We start from the raw sequence: 13,055 nt of genomic DNA, 5'->3' as shown, positions 1-13,055 counted from the left end.
CGATGGTTACCTTCCGGCGGCGCAGTCTGCTGCCAGCTTGTCTATTCTCAGAACCATATCGAGGATGAGGCTGTGAGCGTCAAGATTGACCGCCAGTCCCCGCCGAACCCGCGCGGATTCGTCCTGCTGCGCTTGCGCCCATCGTCGGCCAGCATCCGGGTCGGGTGCCAGCCGCGCCAGCGGACCGTCGCCGCCCAGAACACCGGCGCGGGCGATCCGCGCCATGGCCTGATCCATCAGGTCCAGACACAGGCTGCGCTTGTCCTGTGCATCGCGTGCCGACAGCCCCGCCGCCAGCGCCACCGCCCGCATCCGGTCGACACCGGGCATGGAGGCCAGAAGCGCGTCGATCTCGCGACCCAGCGACACCCCGTCATGCACCTGAAGACGCAGCGCGGTGCCGGGGCTGCCGTCGGCCAGTTGCGCCAGCGCCGCGCGTTCGTCGGCTGGCGTATCGGGCAACAGCCGCGCCAGCACCTCGGCCATCTGCGCCTCGGGCAGCCGGGTGCAGGGCAGGGTACGGCAGCGCGAGCGGATGGTCGGCAACAGGCGCGAAGGCATGTGGCTGACCAGCAGGAAAACCGTCTGCGCGGGCGGTTCCTCCAGCCGTTTCAGAAGCGCGTTGGCGGCATTGGCGTTCATCTCGTCGGCGGCATCGACGATCACCACGCGGCGCCCGCCATCGGGGCGTGACAGGGCGAAGAACCCGTTCAGCGCCCGCACCTCGTCCACGGTGATGACCGTGCGCAGCTTTTTTGTCTTTGCGTCCCAGCCCCGGCGCAACAGGAACAGGCCGGGCTCGGACAGCGCTTCGACCCGGCTGAGGGGTGCGGTGTCGGGACCGGGATCGAGGCTGGTCAGCGGTTCGGGCGCCCCGAACAGGCTCGCATCCGAGGACGGCTCGGGCGTGGTCAGAAGGAAACGCGCCAGCCGCCACGCCAGCGTGGCCTTGCCGATGCCGGGCGGGCCGGTGATCAGCCATGCATGGTGCAACCGGCCGGTGTTTACGGCCTCCAGGAATTGGCTCTGCGCCCGCTCATGGCCCACCAGCGACATCGCAAACCTTGGATGCGCGGCCCCTTCGGCGCGGTCGGGTTCGGGCAGGTCCGGGGCGATGCCGATCATGCCTGTTCGGTCTCCAGCACAGCCTGTACTCGGGCGGCCACGGTGTCCAGCGACCCGGTGCCGTCGATCAGGCGGACACGTTCCGGCGCCTGCCGGGCGAGGTCATGGAACCCGGCGCGCAGGCGTTCCTGAAAGCTCAGCCCGAAGCCTTCGAAGCGGCTTTCGTCCTGCGCCGCACCGGCCTCGCGCGCGACGGCGCGGTCCAACCCTTGCGCCGGGGGCAGGTCAAGGACAAAGGTCAGGTCGGGCTGCACCCCGATCATCAGCGCATGCAGCCGATCCACCATCTCGGTCAGGTCACCGCGCGTGGTGCCCTGGTAGACCCGCGTGCTGTCTGCGAAGCGGTCGGTGATGACCGTGGCGCCGCGGTCCAGCGCGGGCCGGATCGTGCGTTCCCAATGGTCGCGCCGGGCGGCGGTGAACAGCAGGATCTCGGTTTCCGGCGACCAGCGGTCGGGGGCGCCACCCAGCACCAGACGGCGGATGTCCTCGGCGCCGGGCGAGCCGCCGGGTTCGCGGGTCAGCACAACCTCGCGGCCCTGTGCCCGCAGATGCTCGGCCAGCAACCGCGCCTGGGTGGACTTGCCGCTGCCGTCGATGCCTTCGAAACTGATGAACCGGGGCGGCTGGTGTGCGGCGCTCAAAACAGCCCTTCCGCCTGACCGATGACCCGGGACAGCAGCACCTGACCGGCGCTGCGCAGACGCGGCACGAAACCGCCGAAGGTCACATCCTGATCCGACACCAGCGGCAGGCGCGCCTCGGGCAGACCGGGGCGGGTGATGACCAGTTCGGCCACCGGCTGGCCTGCGGCGATCGGGGCCTGGATCGGGCTTTCAAAGACCACTTCCGCCGCGACATCGTTCTGCACCGCGCCGGTCAGAATCTTCAGGTCATCGGGGGCCACAAGGCCGATCTTTTGCACGTTGCCCATCCAGACATCCGCCTCGGCAATACGCTCGTCCGCCTCTGCCACCTCAATTTCGACGAACTGGCGGAAGGCCCAGCTGACGATGCGCTCGGCCTCTTGCGCGCGGGCGGCTGCCGACGGCAGGCCGGTGACGACAAAGACGATGCGGCGGGTGCCTTGCCGCGCCGAGCCGACAAGCCCGTAGCCGGCTTCCTCGGTATGGCCGGTCTTCAGCCCGTCTGCGCCGATGTCCAGCTTCAGCAGCGGGTTGCGGTTGAAACGGTTGTCCGGTGCGCGGCCGTCGTATTCATACTCGGGCATGGCGAAGAAGCCGTAGTATTCGGGGAAATCCTCGATCAGATGCTCGGCCAGGACGGCCAGGTCGCGCACGCTCATCCGGTGGTTGGGATTGGGCCAACCCGAGGCATTGGCGAAGGTGGAATTCTCCATCCCCAGCTCTTTCGCGCGGGCGTTCATCATCCGGGCAAAGGCGTCTTCGGTGCCCGCCAGACCTTCGGCCACGACCACGGTGGCATCATTGCCCGATTGCACGATGATGCCCTTGATCAGCTCGTCTGACGAGGGGCGGTCGCGCTCGTTCAGGAACATGGTCGAACCGCCCATCTGCCGCGCCTTGGTGGACACGCCGAACCGGGTGTCCAGCGTGACATTGGGATTGTCGCGCAGGGCCTCGAACAGCATCAGCAGCGTCATCAGCTTGGACATGGAGGCCGGCGGCAGGGCGATGTCGGGCTGCTTTTCCAGCAGCACCGTGTCGGTGCCGAGATCCACCACATAGGCCGCACGGGCCTGCGTTTCGAACGCGGTCTGAGCCGCGGCGGGAAGGGCAAGAAGGGCCAAGGTCAGGCCGGTGGTCACGAAAGCGCGCAGCATGTCAGGTCCTTGTCTGATCCGCATGGCGGCACCCTAGCACCGGGTTTGGGCAAGTCCAACCACACGGTCAGCCGAGAACCGCAATGCGCCCGGTTGCGGTGAATTTCCGGGCGGGTGCCGTCGACAACCGCCGGTTTGCGGCCCGCGACAAATTTCGCCCAAACGGGCGACAGCAAGGCCTGCCGCACGCGTGTGGAAAACGGTATCGTCGGGACCATGGCCGGCAGCCGGACTGTTGAGGATCCGCCAAGGATACGGCCCTGACCTGCTTCGAAAGGCATGCCAATGGCAGAGATCAACTGGGACACCCATCGCCGCGAGGAACACGGGCTGGGGCGGCTGCAGGAGTTTCTCAAGCAGATCGTCTATGGGGGCAACGACGGTATCGTCACGACCTTCGCCATTGTCGCCGGATTCGCAGGCGCCTCGGCCGAAGGCACGGCACAGATCGGGGCGCTGGCGGTTCTGGTGTTCGGTCTGGCCAATCTTTTCGCCGATGCGGTGTCGATGGGGCTGGGCGAGTTTCTGTCGACCCGGTCGCAGCGGGATCTGTACGTGTCGCAACGCCGGGTCGAGCTTGAGCAACTGCGAACCAACCCCGCGCAGGAGCGGCAGGAGATCGTCCAGATGCTGGTCGAGCGCGGAATGCAGCCTGACACGGCCGACCGGATCTCGCAGGACCTGATCGACTGCCCGGAACTCGTCGCCGATATGATGATGAGCTACGAATTGCAGATGCAGGACATGCGCAACGGGTCGCCGGTGCTGGACGGCTTGATGACATTTCTGTCCTTTGTCGCCTTCGGGGTGATCCCGCTGGTGCCCTATTTCCTGTTCGCCCCCGGCCAGGCGGTGTTCCTGGCCTCGGTCATGGCAACCTTTGCGGCACTTGTGATGCTGGGTGTGCTGCGCTGGTGGTCGACGCGGGAAAACCTCTTGCGCTGTGTCGGAGAGACGGTTCTGGTGGGCACCACCTGCGCCATCGTCGCGTTTGCCGTCGGCGCGATGGTGGCGGGCTAGCACAATCAGAGATCGAGACCCGCGCCAAAGCGCGGTATCAATTCGGAAAGGTGAAGTGATGCGTATCCTGTTTACCGGCGGGTCCGGAAAAGCCGGAAAATATGCCTGCCGTTACCTGCGCGATCAGGGCCACCGGGTGGTCAATGTGGATCTGCGACCGCTGGAAGAACCGGGCATCGACAACCTGATCGCCGACATCACCGACAGCGGATCGATGTTCAACGTCATGACCAGCTATGCCGGTTTCGACGAATTGGATCCCGGCACCGGCGTGCCCCGTTTCGATGCCGTGGTGCATTTCGCCGCCGTCCCGCGGATCCTGATCCAGCCCGATCACGAGACCTTCCGGATCAACACGATCGGCACCTACAACGTGATCGAGGCGGCGGTGAAACTCGGCATCCCGAAGATCGTCTTTGCGTCGTCGGAAACCACCTATGGGGTCTGTTTCGCGGATGGCGAGGTGCGTCCGGACTACCTGCCGGTGGACGAGGAACATGACACCAACCCGATGGACAGCTACGGGCTGTCGAAGGTGGTGAACGAGAAAACCGCCCGCGCGTTTCAGCGCCGGTCCGGCATCGACATCTACGGGCTGCGCATCGGCAATGTCATCGAGCCGCAGGACTACAGCCGCTTTCCGGGCTTCTTTGCCGATCCGGTGGTCCGGCGGCGCAACATCTTTTGCTACATCGATGCCCGCGACCTTGGCCAGATCGTCGATCTTTGCGTGAAGACCGACGGGCTGGGGTTCCAGATCTTCAACGCAGGCAACGATACCAATTCGGTCAACCTGCCCAACAGCGCGCTGCTGGAACGGTTCTACCCGGATGTGCCGGTGACACGGCCGCTGGACGAAGATGAGGCGCTGTTCTCGAACCGGAAGATCCGGACGATGCTGGGCTTCAGGGAACAGCACAACTGGCGGGCCTACGTCGCAGAATCCTGACAGGCAGGCGCTATCCGGGCCTCAATCTGCCGCCTCAAAGCCGCGTGACCCGGACGGGACCGGACAGCTAGGCCAGCACCTTGATACGGGTCATCATGCCCGAGGCGGCATGGGCCAGCATGTGGCAATGAAACACCCAGTCGCCGGGATTGCTGGCCACGAAGGCGATCTCGCGACGCTCGTCGCCGAACATCAGCAGCGTGTCGCGCAGCGGACCCAGCGTGCCGTCGGCATGGATCTCGCGGAAGTGGTGGCCGTGCAGATGCATGGCATGGGGGAACATGGTGTCGTTCTGCAGCGTCACGCGCACTGTCTGGCCCCGCTCGGCCACCAGCAGCGGTGCCTCCGGCATGCCGACCATCCCGTTAAAGGCCCAGAACTGGCCATTTTCCGCAGCCTCGCGAAAACTGACCTCCTGGCCCGCCATCCGGGCCGAGGCAAAGCCCCGCATGGCACCGCCGTCCATCCGAAGATGGCTTTGCAACGCGTCGTCCAGCCGCGTGACCACCATGTCCGGGTTGGGCGGCAAAGGGTCCGGGGTGCCGCGCGGGCGGGAAGCGGACACGCCGCGCACTTCAATAAGAACCTGTGAAAACGCCTCGTCGCGCTCCATCCGCACCAGATGTGCAGCATCTCCCTCCTCGGCGGAGATATCCACGATCAGGTCGATCCGCTGCGCCGGGGCAAGCAGCATTGGTTCGTTCAACGGGCGCGGGGCCTCCAGCGGCATCCCGTCCAGTGCCATGATCCAGCCGTCCAGCCCCTGCACATTCAGGGTGAAAATCCTTGCGGTGGCCACATTGATCAGCCGCAGTCGCAAGCGTTCATTCTGCCGGGTTTGCAGGTTCTTGTTGAAGGTGCCGTTGGTGAGCGTGATGTTGCCGATCCGGCCGCCATGGCTGAAGTCATGCATGTTGTCGAAACCCGCGATCTGCCCGGTCTCGGGATCAAGGCGGAAATCGTCCAGCATCAGGGTCACGTCGCGGTCCACGTCCGGGGCGTCACGCTCTTCAACGATCAGGGGGCCGTGCAGGCCGCGCGCCACCTGTTCGTAGGACTGGTTGTGCGAGTGATACCAATAGGTTCCGGCATCCGGCAGATCGAAATCATACAGAAAGGTCTGGCCCGGTTGCACGGCTTGCTGCGTGACGCCCGGCACCCCGTCCATGGCGTTGTCGATGCGGATGCCATGCCAATGCACCGAGGTCGGCGCGGTCAGCGCGTTGACCAGCTTGCGGGTCAGGCGGCTGCCCTGACGCGCACGAATTTCCGGCCCCGGCAGTTTTCCGTCAAAGCTCCAGACCTCTGTTTGCGGATACCCCTCGGGGGCGATCTGCGCCTGCGCCACGCGGGCCTCGATCACCGGGGTCAGCGCCACCTCGGCATGCAGGCGCCCCGGCAGGAGCGGCAGCGCCGCCAGGCTGGCACCGGTTTTCAGAAGCGTTCTGCGGCAAATCATTCTTTGCTCCCTCGCAAGCCTGCCCGACGTGGTCCGATGACTGTTTCCCACAACCGGCGCCGGCCGACCACCCTGCCTCGACCTGACAATAGCACCGCAAGGTCCGTCTGCCAGATCCAGGACCGATCTGATTGATGTGATACAACGTTGAGCCAATGCCGCGAAAACCAGAGTCCTTATCGTAGGCCAAGGCCGTCAAAGGGAGAAGACTGCCCGATGTGCGCGGGCGGATGCGATGGTCGGGGTGCACGACAAGGTTCGACAGGCCCGCAGCAAGCGTGTTCGAAGCGCCTCTGAGGAGGAGACAGACCATGATGAGACGTATTTTGCTGGGGGCGGCGGCGACGCTCGCGCTGACAGCCGGTGGCGCGGTTGCCCAAGACAAGGACAAGACACTCTGCTGGATTTCCCACGGCGGACCGGCGGATCCGGTCTGGACCTATTTCCTGCAAGGGGCCGAGGACTGGCCCGATGCCACGGGCTATTCCGTAAGCACGTCGTTCCATTCGGGCGATGTGCCCAGCCATCAGGAAGCGATGCGGGCGGCGCTTGCCGCCGGGGCCGATGGCATCTGCTCCACCAGCCCCGATCCGGGGTCGATGGTCGATGTCGCGGCCGAAGCGCGCGCCGAAGGCATCCCGGCGGTGAACTTCAACACCTCGGACGACGCCCCGGACTGTAACGCCTATGTGGGCGGCGACCTGAAGGCCTTCGGCCGCATCTGGGCACAGTATCTGGTCGACAACGGCCACGTGAAGGAAGGCGATTTCGTCTGGATTCCGGTTGAAGTGCCCGGCGCCTCCTATGGGGTCGAAGAGGAAAAGGGCATCGCCGAGGTGTTCGAGCCAATGAACATCACCTGGGAAGTGACCGATGCGACGCGCGATCAGGCCGAGGTCATCCAGCGCATGACCGATTATGTTATCGTGAATGGCGACAAGATCAGCGCCATGATCGGGCTGGGTGACAAGGTGACCGGGTCGGTTGCGCGGGGGTGAGACCAAGCCGGGCTTGCGCCGGGAAAGCTGGAGGAAACACCACAACACCAAACAACCCCACAGTGCCTTGGGCAACCGCCGACCTGCGCCGGAGGCCATCGTCCAGATGGACCAAAGGCCAACCCCATGCACAAACCTTCAAATCGGACTACTCAAATGGGGCCTCTCAGGATCCAACGCGTTTCTCAAGGCCATGGCGCGCCAGATCGAGGTCTTTCGCGACCGCCTGCCACTGGTGGCTTCATGCAGGGTTCACCCTGTCGAGGGGCTGATGCCGGAGCATCTGATCGCCGCCGCCGAAAATCTGTCGCCCGAAACCAGCGGCGTCGGAGTGTTGGCCACCGATCACCCGCGTATCCGCGAGATGCTGAAGGATCTGGCAGACACCGGGACGCGGGTCGTGACCATCGCTTCGGACATTCCATCGATCCAACGCGCGGCCAATGTCGAGGTCGACAATGTGGCCGCCGGGCGGGTGGCCGGTCTGCTGATGGGCCGTCTGGTGCCGCGCGATCGTACCGGGATTTGTGTGTTCATGGGCTCGCGCCGGTATCGCGGGCATGAAGAGCGTGATCTGGGCTTCCGCTCGATCCTGCAGGAAGAATTTCCCGCCTTGCAGATTTCCGGCGCGGTCGAGGTTTTCGATGCCCGCAGCGAAGGGCGCGACATGGCGTGCCGGGTGCTGAAATCCACACCCGACCTTGCCGGCATCTATTGCGTCGGCGGGGGCAGGGCCGGGGTCGCCGAGGCGCTGACACAGGCCGGACGACAGGACGACCTTGTGTTCATCTGCCACGACCAGACCTCGGAAATGCGGCAGTATCTTCTGGATGGCACGGTCGATGCGGTGATCGACCAGAACGCTGTTCTTGTGGCGGATCAGTCGGTAATCGCGCTGCTGGGGTCCATCGTGTCCTTGGTCCCCAGCCTGATGCGCAAATTCATCGAACCGCGGATCATCTTCAAGGAAAACATCCCCGTGCAGGGGGTGTGACGGCCGGGCAGAAGAAGGTGGCCGGGACGCCTGACCCGCGTTTGTCGGATCCGGCCAGGAATTGGCGCATTGCCGGAAACACCCCTTGCAGCCCGTGAAGGCCACTGCGTAAGCTTCGCCCATTCAATAGTCAGGCCAAGCAACCCCCGGATAGTTTACTTCACCCAGAATTTTGAACGCGGATACGCCATTTGAAGGCCAGGAATATCTTGGGCCTGGGCCGTGTGCGCCGTTTCAATACGGGCGCCGCCGCACAGGGAGACACCATCTTGACCACCGAAAAATCGACAGCCGATACCGACCGTATCGAGGATGAAATCTACGGCGCGAGCGATCAGGCGCGGCAGCTTCCGCGGGCGCAGTTTCCCGACGGGTCGCGCCAGCCGCAGCATGTCTATGCCGCCATCCGCGATGAACTGATGCTGGACGGCAATGCCCGTCAGAACCTCGCCACCTTCTGCCAGACCTGGGAGGAGCCGGAAGTTCACCAGTTGATGGAGGATTGCATCGACAAGAACATGGTAGACAAGGACGAATACCCCCTGACCGCCGAGATCGAAGCCCGCTGTGTGCGCATGCTGGCGCACCTGTGGAATGCGCCCGAAGGCCCCGCAGTCGGCACATCGACCACCGGATCGAGCGAAGCGGCGATGCTGGGCGGGCTGGCGATGAAGCGGCGCTGGGAAGCGCGCCAGAAGGCCGCTGGAAAACACATCGGCAAACCCAATCTGATCACCGGTCCGGTGCAGATCTGCTGGCACAAGTTCACCCGCTACTGGGACATCGAACACCGCGAGATCCCGATGGAAGACGGCCGCCTGCTGATGACGCCGGAAGAGGTTCTGGCGCGCTGCGACGAGAACACCATCGGGGTTGTGCCGACCCTGGGCGTCACCTTCACCGGGGAATATGAGCCGGTGCAGGCGGTCAGTGACGCGTTGGACCGCTATCAGGCCGAGACCGGGCTGGACATTCCGATCCATGTGGACGGCGCCAGCGGCGCTTTCCTGGCCCCGTTCTGCGCCCCGGACCTGCCGTGGGACTTCAGCCTGCAGCGGGTCAAGTCGATCAATGCCTCCGGCCACAAGTTCGGCCTGGCGCCGCTGGGGGTCGGCTGGGTCATGTGGCGCGAAGCGGCGGATCTGCCCGAGGACATGGTGTTCTGGGTCAACTATCTGGGCGGCAACATGCGCGACATCGCGCTGAACTTCTCGCGGCCGGGCGGGCAGGTGGTCTGCCAGTACTACAACTTCCTGCGGCTGGGGCGCGAGGGCTACCGCAAGGTGCATTCCGCCTGCTACCAGAGCACCGCTTTCCTGGCGCGCGAGATCGCCGCGATGGGCCCGTTCGAGATTGTCTTCGGTGGCGAGGCCGACCGCGGCATACCGGCGGTGTCGTGGAAACTGAAGGACGGTGCAGATCCGGGCTTTACCCTGTTCGATCTGGCGGACCGGTTGCGGGTGCGCGGCTGGCAGGTGCCGGCCTATACGCTTCCGGCGAACTGTCAGGATCAGGCGATCCAGCGCATCCTTGTACGCAACGGGGTCAGCCATGACCTGTGTTCGCTTCTGGTCATGGACATGAAAGCGGCCATGAAGCACTTCGAGGCGCATCCGATCCAGCGGCCGATGACCGATGAAGATGCCTCGGGCTTCCATCATTGAGGGCAGGGATGGCGGCAGTCGTGCTGTCTGAGGGCATCGCATGAACGGACATCCGGCAGACCTGCGAACCGCGGGGGCCTGGCCCTTTGTCACCCTGCGCCGGTATTCGCATCACGGGCACCGGTTGCTGTGGCGTGCCCGCCAAAACCGCAAGGGGCTGCTGCGGGCAGAGCGGGGGCATGAGGCCCTCGCGGTGCCCTTCTGGCAAAGCAGCACCTACAACTGGATCATCGGGCTGGTGTTTGCCATCGGGGCGCTGCTGTTCATGCTGGGCGCGGGGGCGTCCTTGTTGCCAACGGGGTGGTCGGCCGCGCCCTCCGGGACCCAGATTGCGGTGATCTTCTTCCTCGGCTCGATCCCGTTCACCACCGCCGGCTACCTGCAGCATTTCCAGGCCGCCAATGCCGCTGACTTCCGCCCCGACCCGAAGGATATTGGCCAGGGAAACGGTGTCGCGCTGATCGGCTGGCATCCGAACAACCCCGGATGGCTGAGCACCTTTGCGCAGTTCATCGGCACGGTCGCCTTCAACTTCAACACCTTCGATGCGATCACCGCGCCGTCGCAATGGGTGCTGCAGGATCTGGCGATCTGGGGGCCGGGCATGATCGGCTCCCTCCTGTTTCTCCTGTCCGGCTATCTGGCCTTCATCGAGGTCTGCCACGGCTATTGGGCCTGGAAGCCGAAGGATCTGGACTGGACCATCGTCAGCATCAACCTGCTTGGGTGTGTGTTTTTCCTGATCTCAAGCCTGTTGGCATTCGTACCGCCGCACACAGAGCCGGGATGGATCCCGGTCGCGGCCAATGCCCTGCTTTGGCTTGGGGCGCTGTGCTTTTTCATCGGGGCGGTGCTGCTGATGCGCGAAAGCGCGCAAGCCCGCAAAACTGGAGCTTCTGCACCGGCCTAGGGCGATAAGTCCATGAAATTCTAAACGCTTCCGTACGCGCGCGCGGTCGTTGAAACCTGATGAGGGCGGTGTTTGAAATTGGGTTTGGTTCTGGCCTCGAAAGTCAAACCACTGCCGCACACGTTGATATATATCATCCGGGCCAAGCCTGCCGAGGGAGTATCATTCCGAATAGTAATCATTCGCGGCCGTCCTTCAGACACGGGCGAAACAGAAGACCGGGAGTTGCCGCCGGCGCTGGCCGATCCGCAAAGGCGTTTGGCCGATCACCCCCAAAGGCAACATATTTGAAGAGGTCTATATGAAATCCAATACACTGGCCGGGATCATTGCGACGGCATTGACCGCGAGCCTTCTGCCCGTCGCGACACATGCCGACGAGGCCGACGCACGGCGCATCCTTCAATCCATGTCGGACTATCTCGGCGCGCTCGACACGTTCTCTTTCGACTTCGATACGGAACAGGATGTGGTCACCGTTGATGGCGAGAAACTGGGGCTTGCGCGCTCGGGCCATATCGCCGTGGCCCGCCCCGGTCAGGTCCATGTGACCAGCAAGGGCGGCTTCACGGATCTTGAGATGGTCTTCGATGGCGGGGGCCTTACCGTGGCCGATGCCGACACTGCGCTCTACACCACCGTGCCGTTCGAGGATGACCTGGCCGCGCTGATCGACGCCTTGCGCGATACCTATGCCCGACCGCTTCCGGCAGCGGATCTGCTGATCCCGAATGCCGCCGAAACGCTGTTGGAGGAGGTGACCGAAGTGAAGGACATGGGCAGCGGCGTGATCGGCGGCATCGAATGCGATCATCTGGCGTTCCGCAACTTTCAGGCCGACTGGCAGCTTTGGGTCGCGCAGGGGGACACGCCGTACCCCTGCCGCTTTGTCATCACCTCGCGCGATGTGGCCCAGGCCCCGCAGTACCGTGTCACCGTGCGCGACTGGCGCGAAACAACTGATGGCGCCGCGTTTTCCTTCACGCCCGACGACGGCATGATGGAGGTGGACATGGACACCTTCGCTCTCAAAGCCCCGAATTTCCCCGCCCATCTGACGCTGGAGGCCATCCAATGACCCGTACTGCGCGCTTTGCTTGTGTTCTCGCCGGCCTGTTCGCCCTGACAGCTGCTGCCGAATTTGCCGGACACCAGTTTGGAACCGGCTCCATTGTCCCGGCGGCGGAGGCGCGCATCGGCCGCCCGCTGACCCGGGTCAGCGTTGCGGGCGTTGGTCGGCGCACCGTGCGCCGCTGCGCCGTGGGTGTATACGATTGCTGAGGCCGCGCGGGATCACACCGCGACGGCGCGGCTTTTCTGACGTCTCTTTGGAAGGAAGGTTGACATGATCGGACCGAAATCAAAACTCATCGCATTCTGCGCGGGTCTGGCCCTGGCGCCGGCCTGCGCGAGTGCACAGGACTGGACCTACGCCGCGTCGATCTATGGCTGGCTGCCCAGCCTTGGCGGCTCCGTGGACACCGAATACGGTAAGGTGGATCTGGACGGCGGCGGCAGCGATGTCCTTGACAACCTCAAGGGCGCGTTCATGGGCGCCTTCGAGGCCCGCAATGATCGTTGGGGCTTCGTGCTGGACGGGCTCTATGCCAATCTTGGCAAGCAGGAAGATGCCCCTGCAGGGGTCGTATTCGACACCGTTGATGTGGACACCAAGGTAACGGCGATCAGCGGTTATGCGTTGTACCGGGCCTATTCTGCGTCCGACGCGGCTTTGGATGTCGGTGTCGGCTTTCGATCCTTTGGCGTCGAATTGAAGACCGATTTCAACTCGGCGGGCACGGCGGCCAGCCAGTCCAACAAAGCCAAATCCACCTGGACCGTCCCCCTGGTGGCCGCGCGCCTGCGGGTGCCTTTCGGCGATGATTGGTATGGCAGGCTGGTGGCCGATGTGGGCGGATTGTCGGCCGACAATTCGACCTGGCAGGCGCTGGCCAGCATCGGCTACCAGTTCAACGACAGTTGGTCGGCGGAATTCGCCTATCGCTACATGGACATCCAGAAGAAGATCGGAGGGTCGAAGGCCGATCTCGGTCTTGGCGGCTTCCTGATCGGCGGGACCTATCGCTTCTGAAGTAGGCACCGATTGGCCACAAGTCCGCGCCGATTTCAAT

At 64.2% G+C, this 13,055-nt stretch carries 13 protein-coding genes; 9 read left to right on the top strand and 4 right to left on the bottom strand.

The window, feature by feature from the left end; genetic code table 11:
• Positions 1-6 precede the first annotated feature (6 nt).
• From AB0T83_RS06430 to AB0T83_RS06420, 3 genes are read right to left on the bottom strand one after another with little or no spacing between them, the layout of a single operon-like run.
• On the bottom strand, positions 7-1,125 hold the full coding sequence (locus tag AB0T83_RS06430) for a DNA polymerase III subunit delta' (RefSeq protein WP_435891148.1): 1,119 nt from the start codon (positions 1,123-1,125) through the stop codon (positions 7-9).
• The gene (gene tmk, locus AB0T83_RS06425) at positions 1,122-1,769 is read right to left on the bottom strand and encodes a dTMP kinase (RefSeq protein ID WP_366192213.1); all 648 of its coding nucleotides are present in this window, start codon (positions 1,767-1,769) and stop codon (positions 1,122-1,124) included. The genes AB0T83_RS06430 and tmk overlap by 4 nt, the downstream gene beginning before the upstream one ends.
• Complete coding sequence (locus AB0T83_RS06420) at positions 1,766-2,953, bottom strand: D-alanyl-D-alanine carboxypeptidase family protein (protein ID WP_366192212.1); 1,188 nt, start codon at positions 2,951-2,953, stop codon at positions 1,766-1,768. Before AB0T83_RS06420 ends, tmk begins: the two co-directional genes overlap by 4 nt.
• 261 nt (positions 2,954-3,214) lie before the next feature.
• Here AB0T83_RS06420 and AB0T83_RS06415 point away from each other — a divergent pair, with 261 nt between their 5' ends.
• A complete protein-coding gene (locus AB0T83_RS06415; protein WP_366192211.1) occupies positions 3,215-3,949 on the top strand; it encodes a VIT1/CCC1 transporter family protein in 735 nt (244 codons plus the stop codon).
• A 58-nt stretch (positions 3,950-4,007) separates the two neighbouring features.
• The gene (locus AB0T83_RS06410; protein ID WP_366192210.1) at positions 4,008-4,898 is read left to right on the top strand and encodes an NAD-dependent epimerase/dehydratase family protein; all 891 of its coding nucleotides are present in this window, start codon (positions 4,008-4,010) and stop codon (positions 4,896-4,898) included.
• A 67-nt stretch (positions 4,899-4,965) separates the two neighbouring features.
• Here AB0T83_RS06410 and AB0T83_RS06405 read toward each other — a convergent pair whose 3' ends face one another.
• Positions 4,966-6,357, bottom strand: coding sequence for a multicopper oxidase family protein (locus tag AB0T83_RS06405; RefSeq protein WP_366192209.1), 1,392 nt, complete (start codon positions 6,355-6,357; stop codon positions 4,966-4,968).
• A gap of 311 nt (positions 6,358-6,668) precedes the next feature.
• Here AB0T83_RS06405 and AB0T83_RS06400 point away from each other — a divergent pair, with 311 nt between their 5' ends.
• From AB0T83_RS06400 to AB0T83_RS06370, 7 genes are all read left to right on the top strand, one after another.
• On the top strand, positions 6,669-7,355 hold the full coding sequence (locus AB0T83_RS06400) for a substrate-binding domain-containing protein (protein ID WP_366192208.1): 687 nt from the start codon (positions 6,669-6,671) through the stop codon (positions 7,353-7,355).
• 193 nt (positions 7,356-7,548) lie between these two features.
• Positions 7,549-8,349 (top strand): substrate-binding domain-containing protein, encoded by an 801-nt coding sequence (locus AB0T83_RS06395; protein ID WP_366192241.1) that lies wholly within the window; start codon positions 7,549-7,551, stop codon positions 8,347-8,349.
• A 269-nt stretch (positions 8,350-8,618) separates the two neighbouring features.
• Positions 8,619-10,013: a glutamate decarboxylase gene (gene gad / locus AB0T83_RS06390; RefSeq protein WP_366192207.1), complete on the top strand. Its 1,395-nt coding sequence runs from the start codon at positions 8,619-8,621 to the stop codon at positions 10,011-10,013.
• A 40-nt stretch (positions 10,014-10,053) separates the two neighbouring features.
• Positions 10,054-10,923, top strand: coding sequence for a hypothetical protein (locus tag AB0T83_RS06385; protein WP_366192206.1), 870 nt, complete (start codon positions 10,054-10,056; stop codon positions 10,921-10,923).
• Positions 10,924-11,224: 301 nt separating this feature from the next.
• Complete coding sequence (locus tag AB0T83_RS06380; protein ID WP_366192205.1) at positions 11,225-12,001, top strand: DUF2092 domain-containing protein; 777 nt, start codon at positions 11,225-11,227, stop codon at positions 11,999-12,001.
• Positions 11,998-12,204: a hypothetical protein gene (locus AB0T83_RS06375; protein ID WP_366192204.1), complete on the top strand. Its 207-nt coding sequence runs from the start codon at positions 11,998-12,000 to the stop codon at positions 12,202-12,204. The genes AB0T83_RS06380 and AB0T83_RS06375 overlap by 4 nt, the downstream gene beginning before the upstream one ends.
• Positions 12,205-12,268: 64 nt before the next feature.
• Positions 12,269-13,015 carry an outer membrane protein gene (locus AB0T83_RS06370; protein WP_366192203.1) on the top strand — a complete coding sequence of 249 codons (747 nt, stop codon included), beginning with the start codon at positions 12,269-12,271 and terminating at the stop codon, positions 13,013-13,015.
• Positions 13,016-13,055: the final 40 nt, after the last annotated feature.

The sequence above is a fragment of the Meridianimarinicoccus marinus genome (assembly GCF_040689105.1).
Classification (GTDB): Bacteria; Pseudomonadota; Alphaproteobacteria; order Rhodobacterales; family Rhodobacteraceae; genus Meridianimarinicoccus; species Meridianimarinicoccus marinus.
This window is presented reverse-complemented; position numbering and strand designations above follow the sequence as displayed.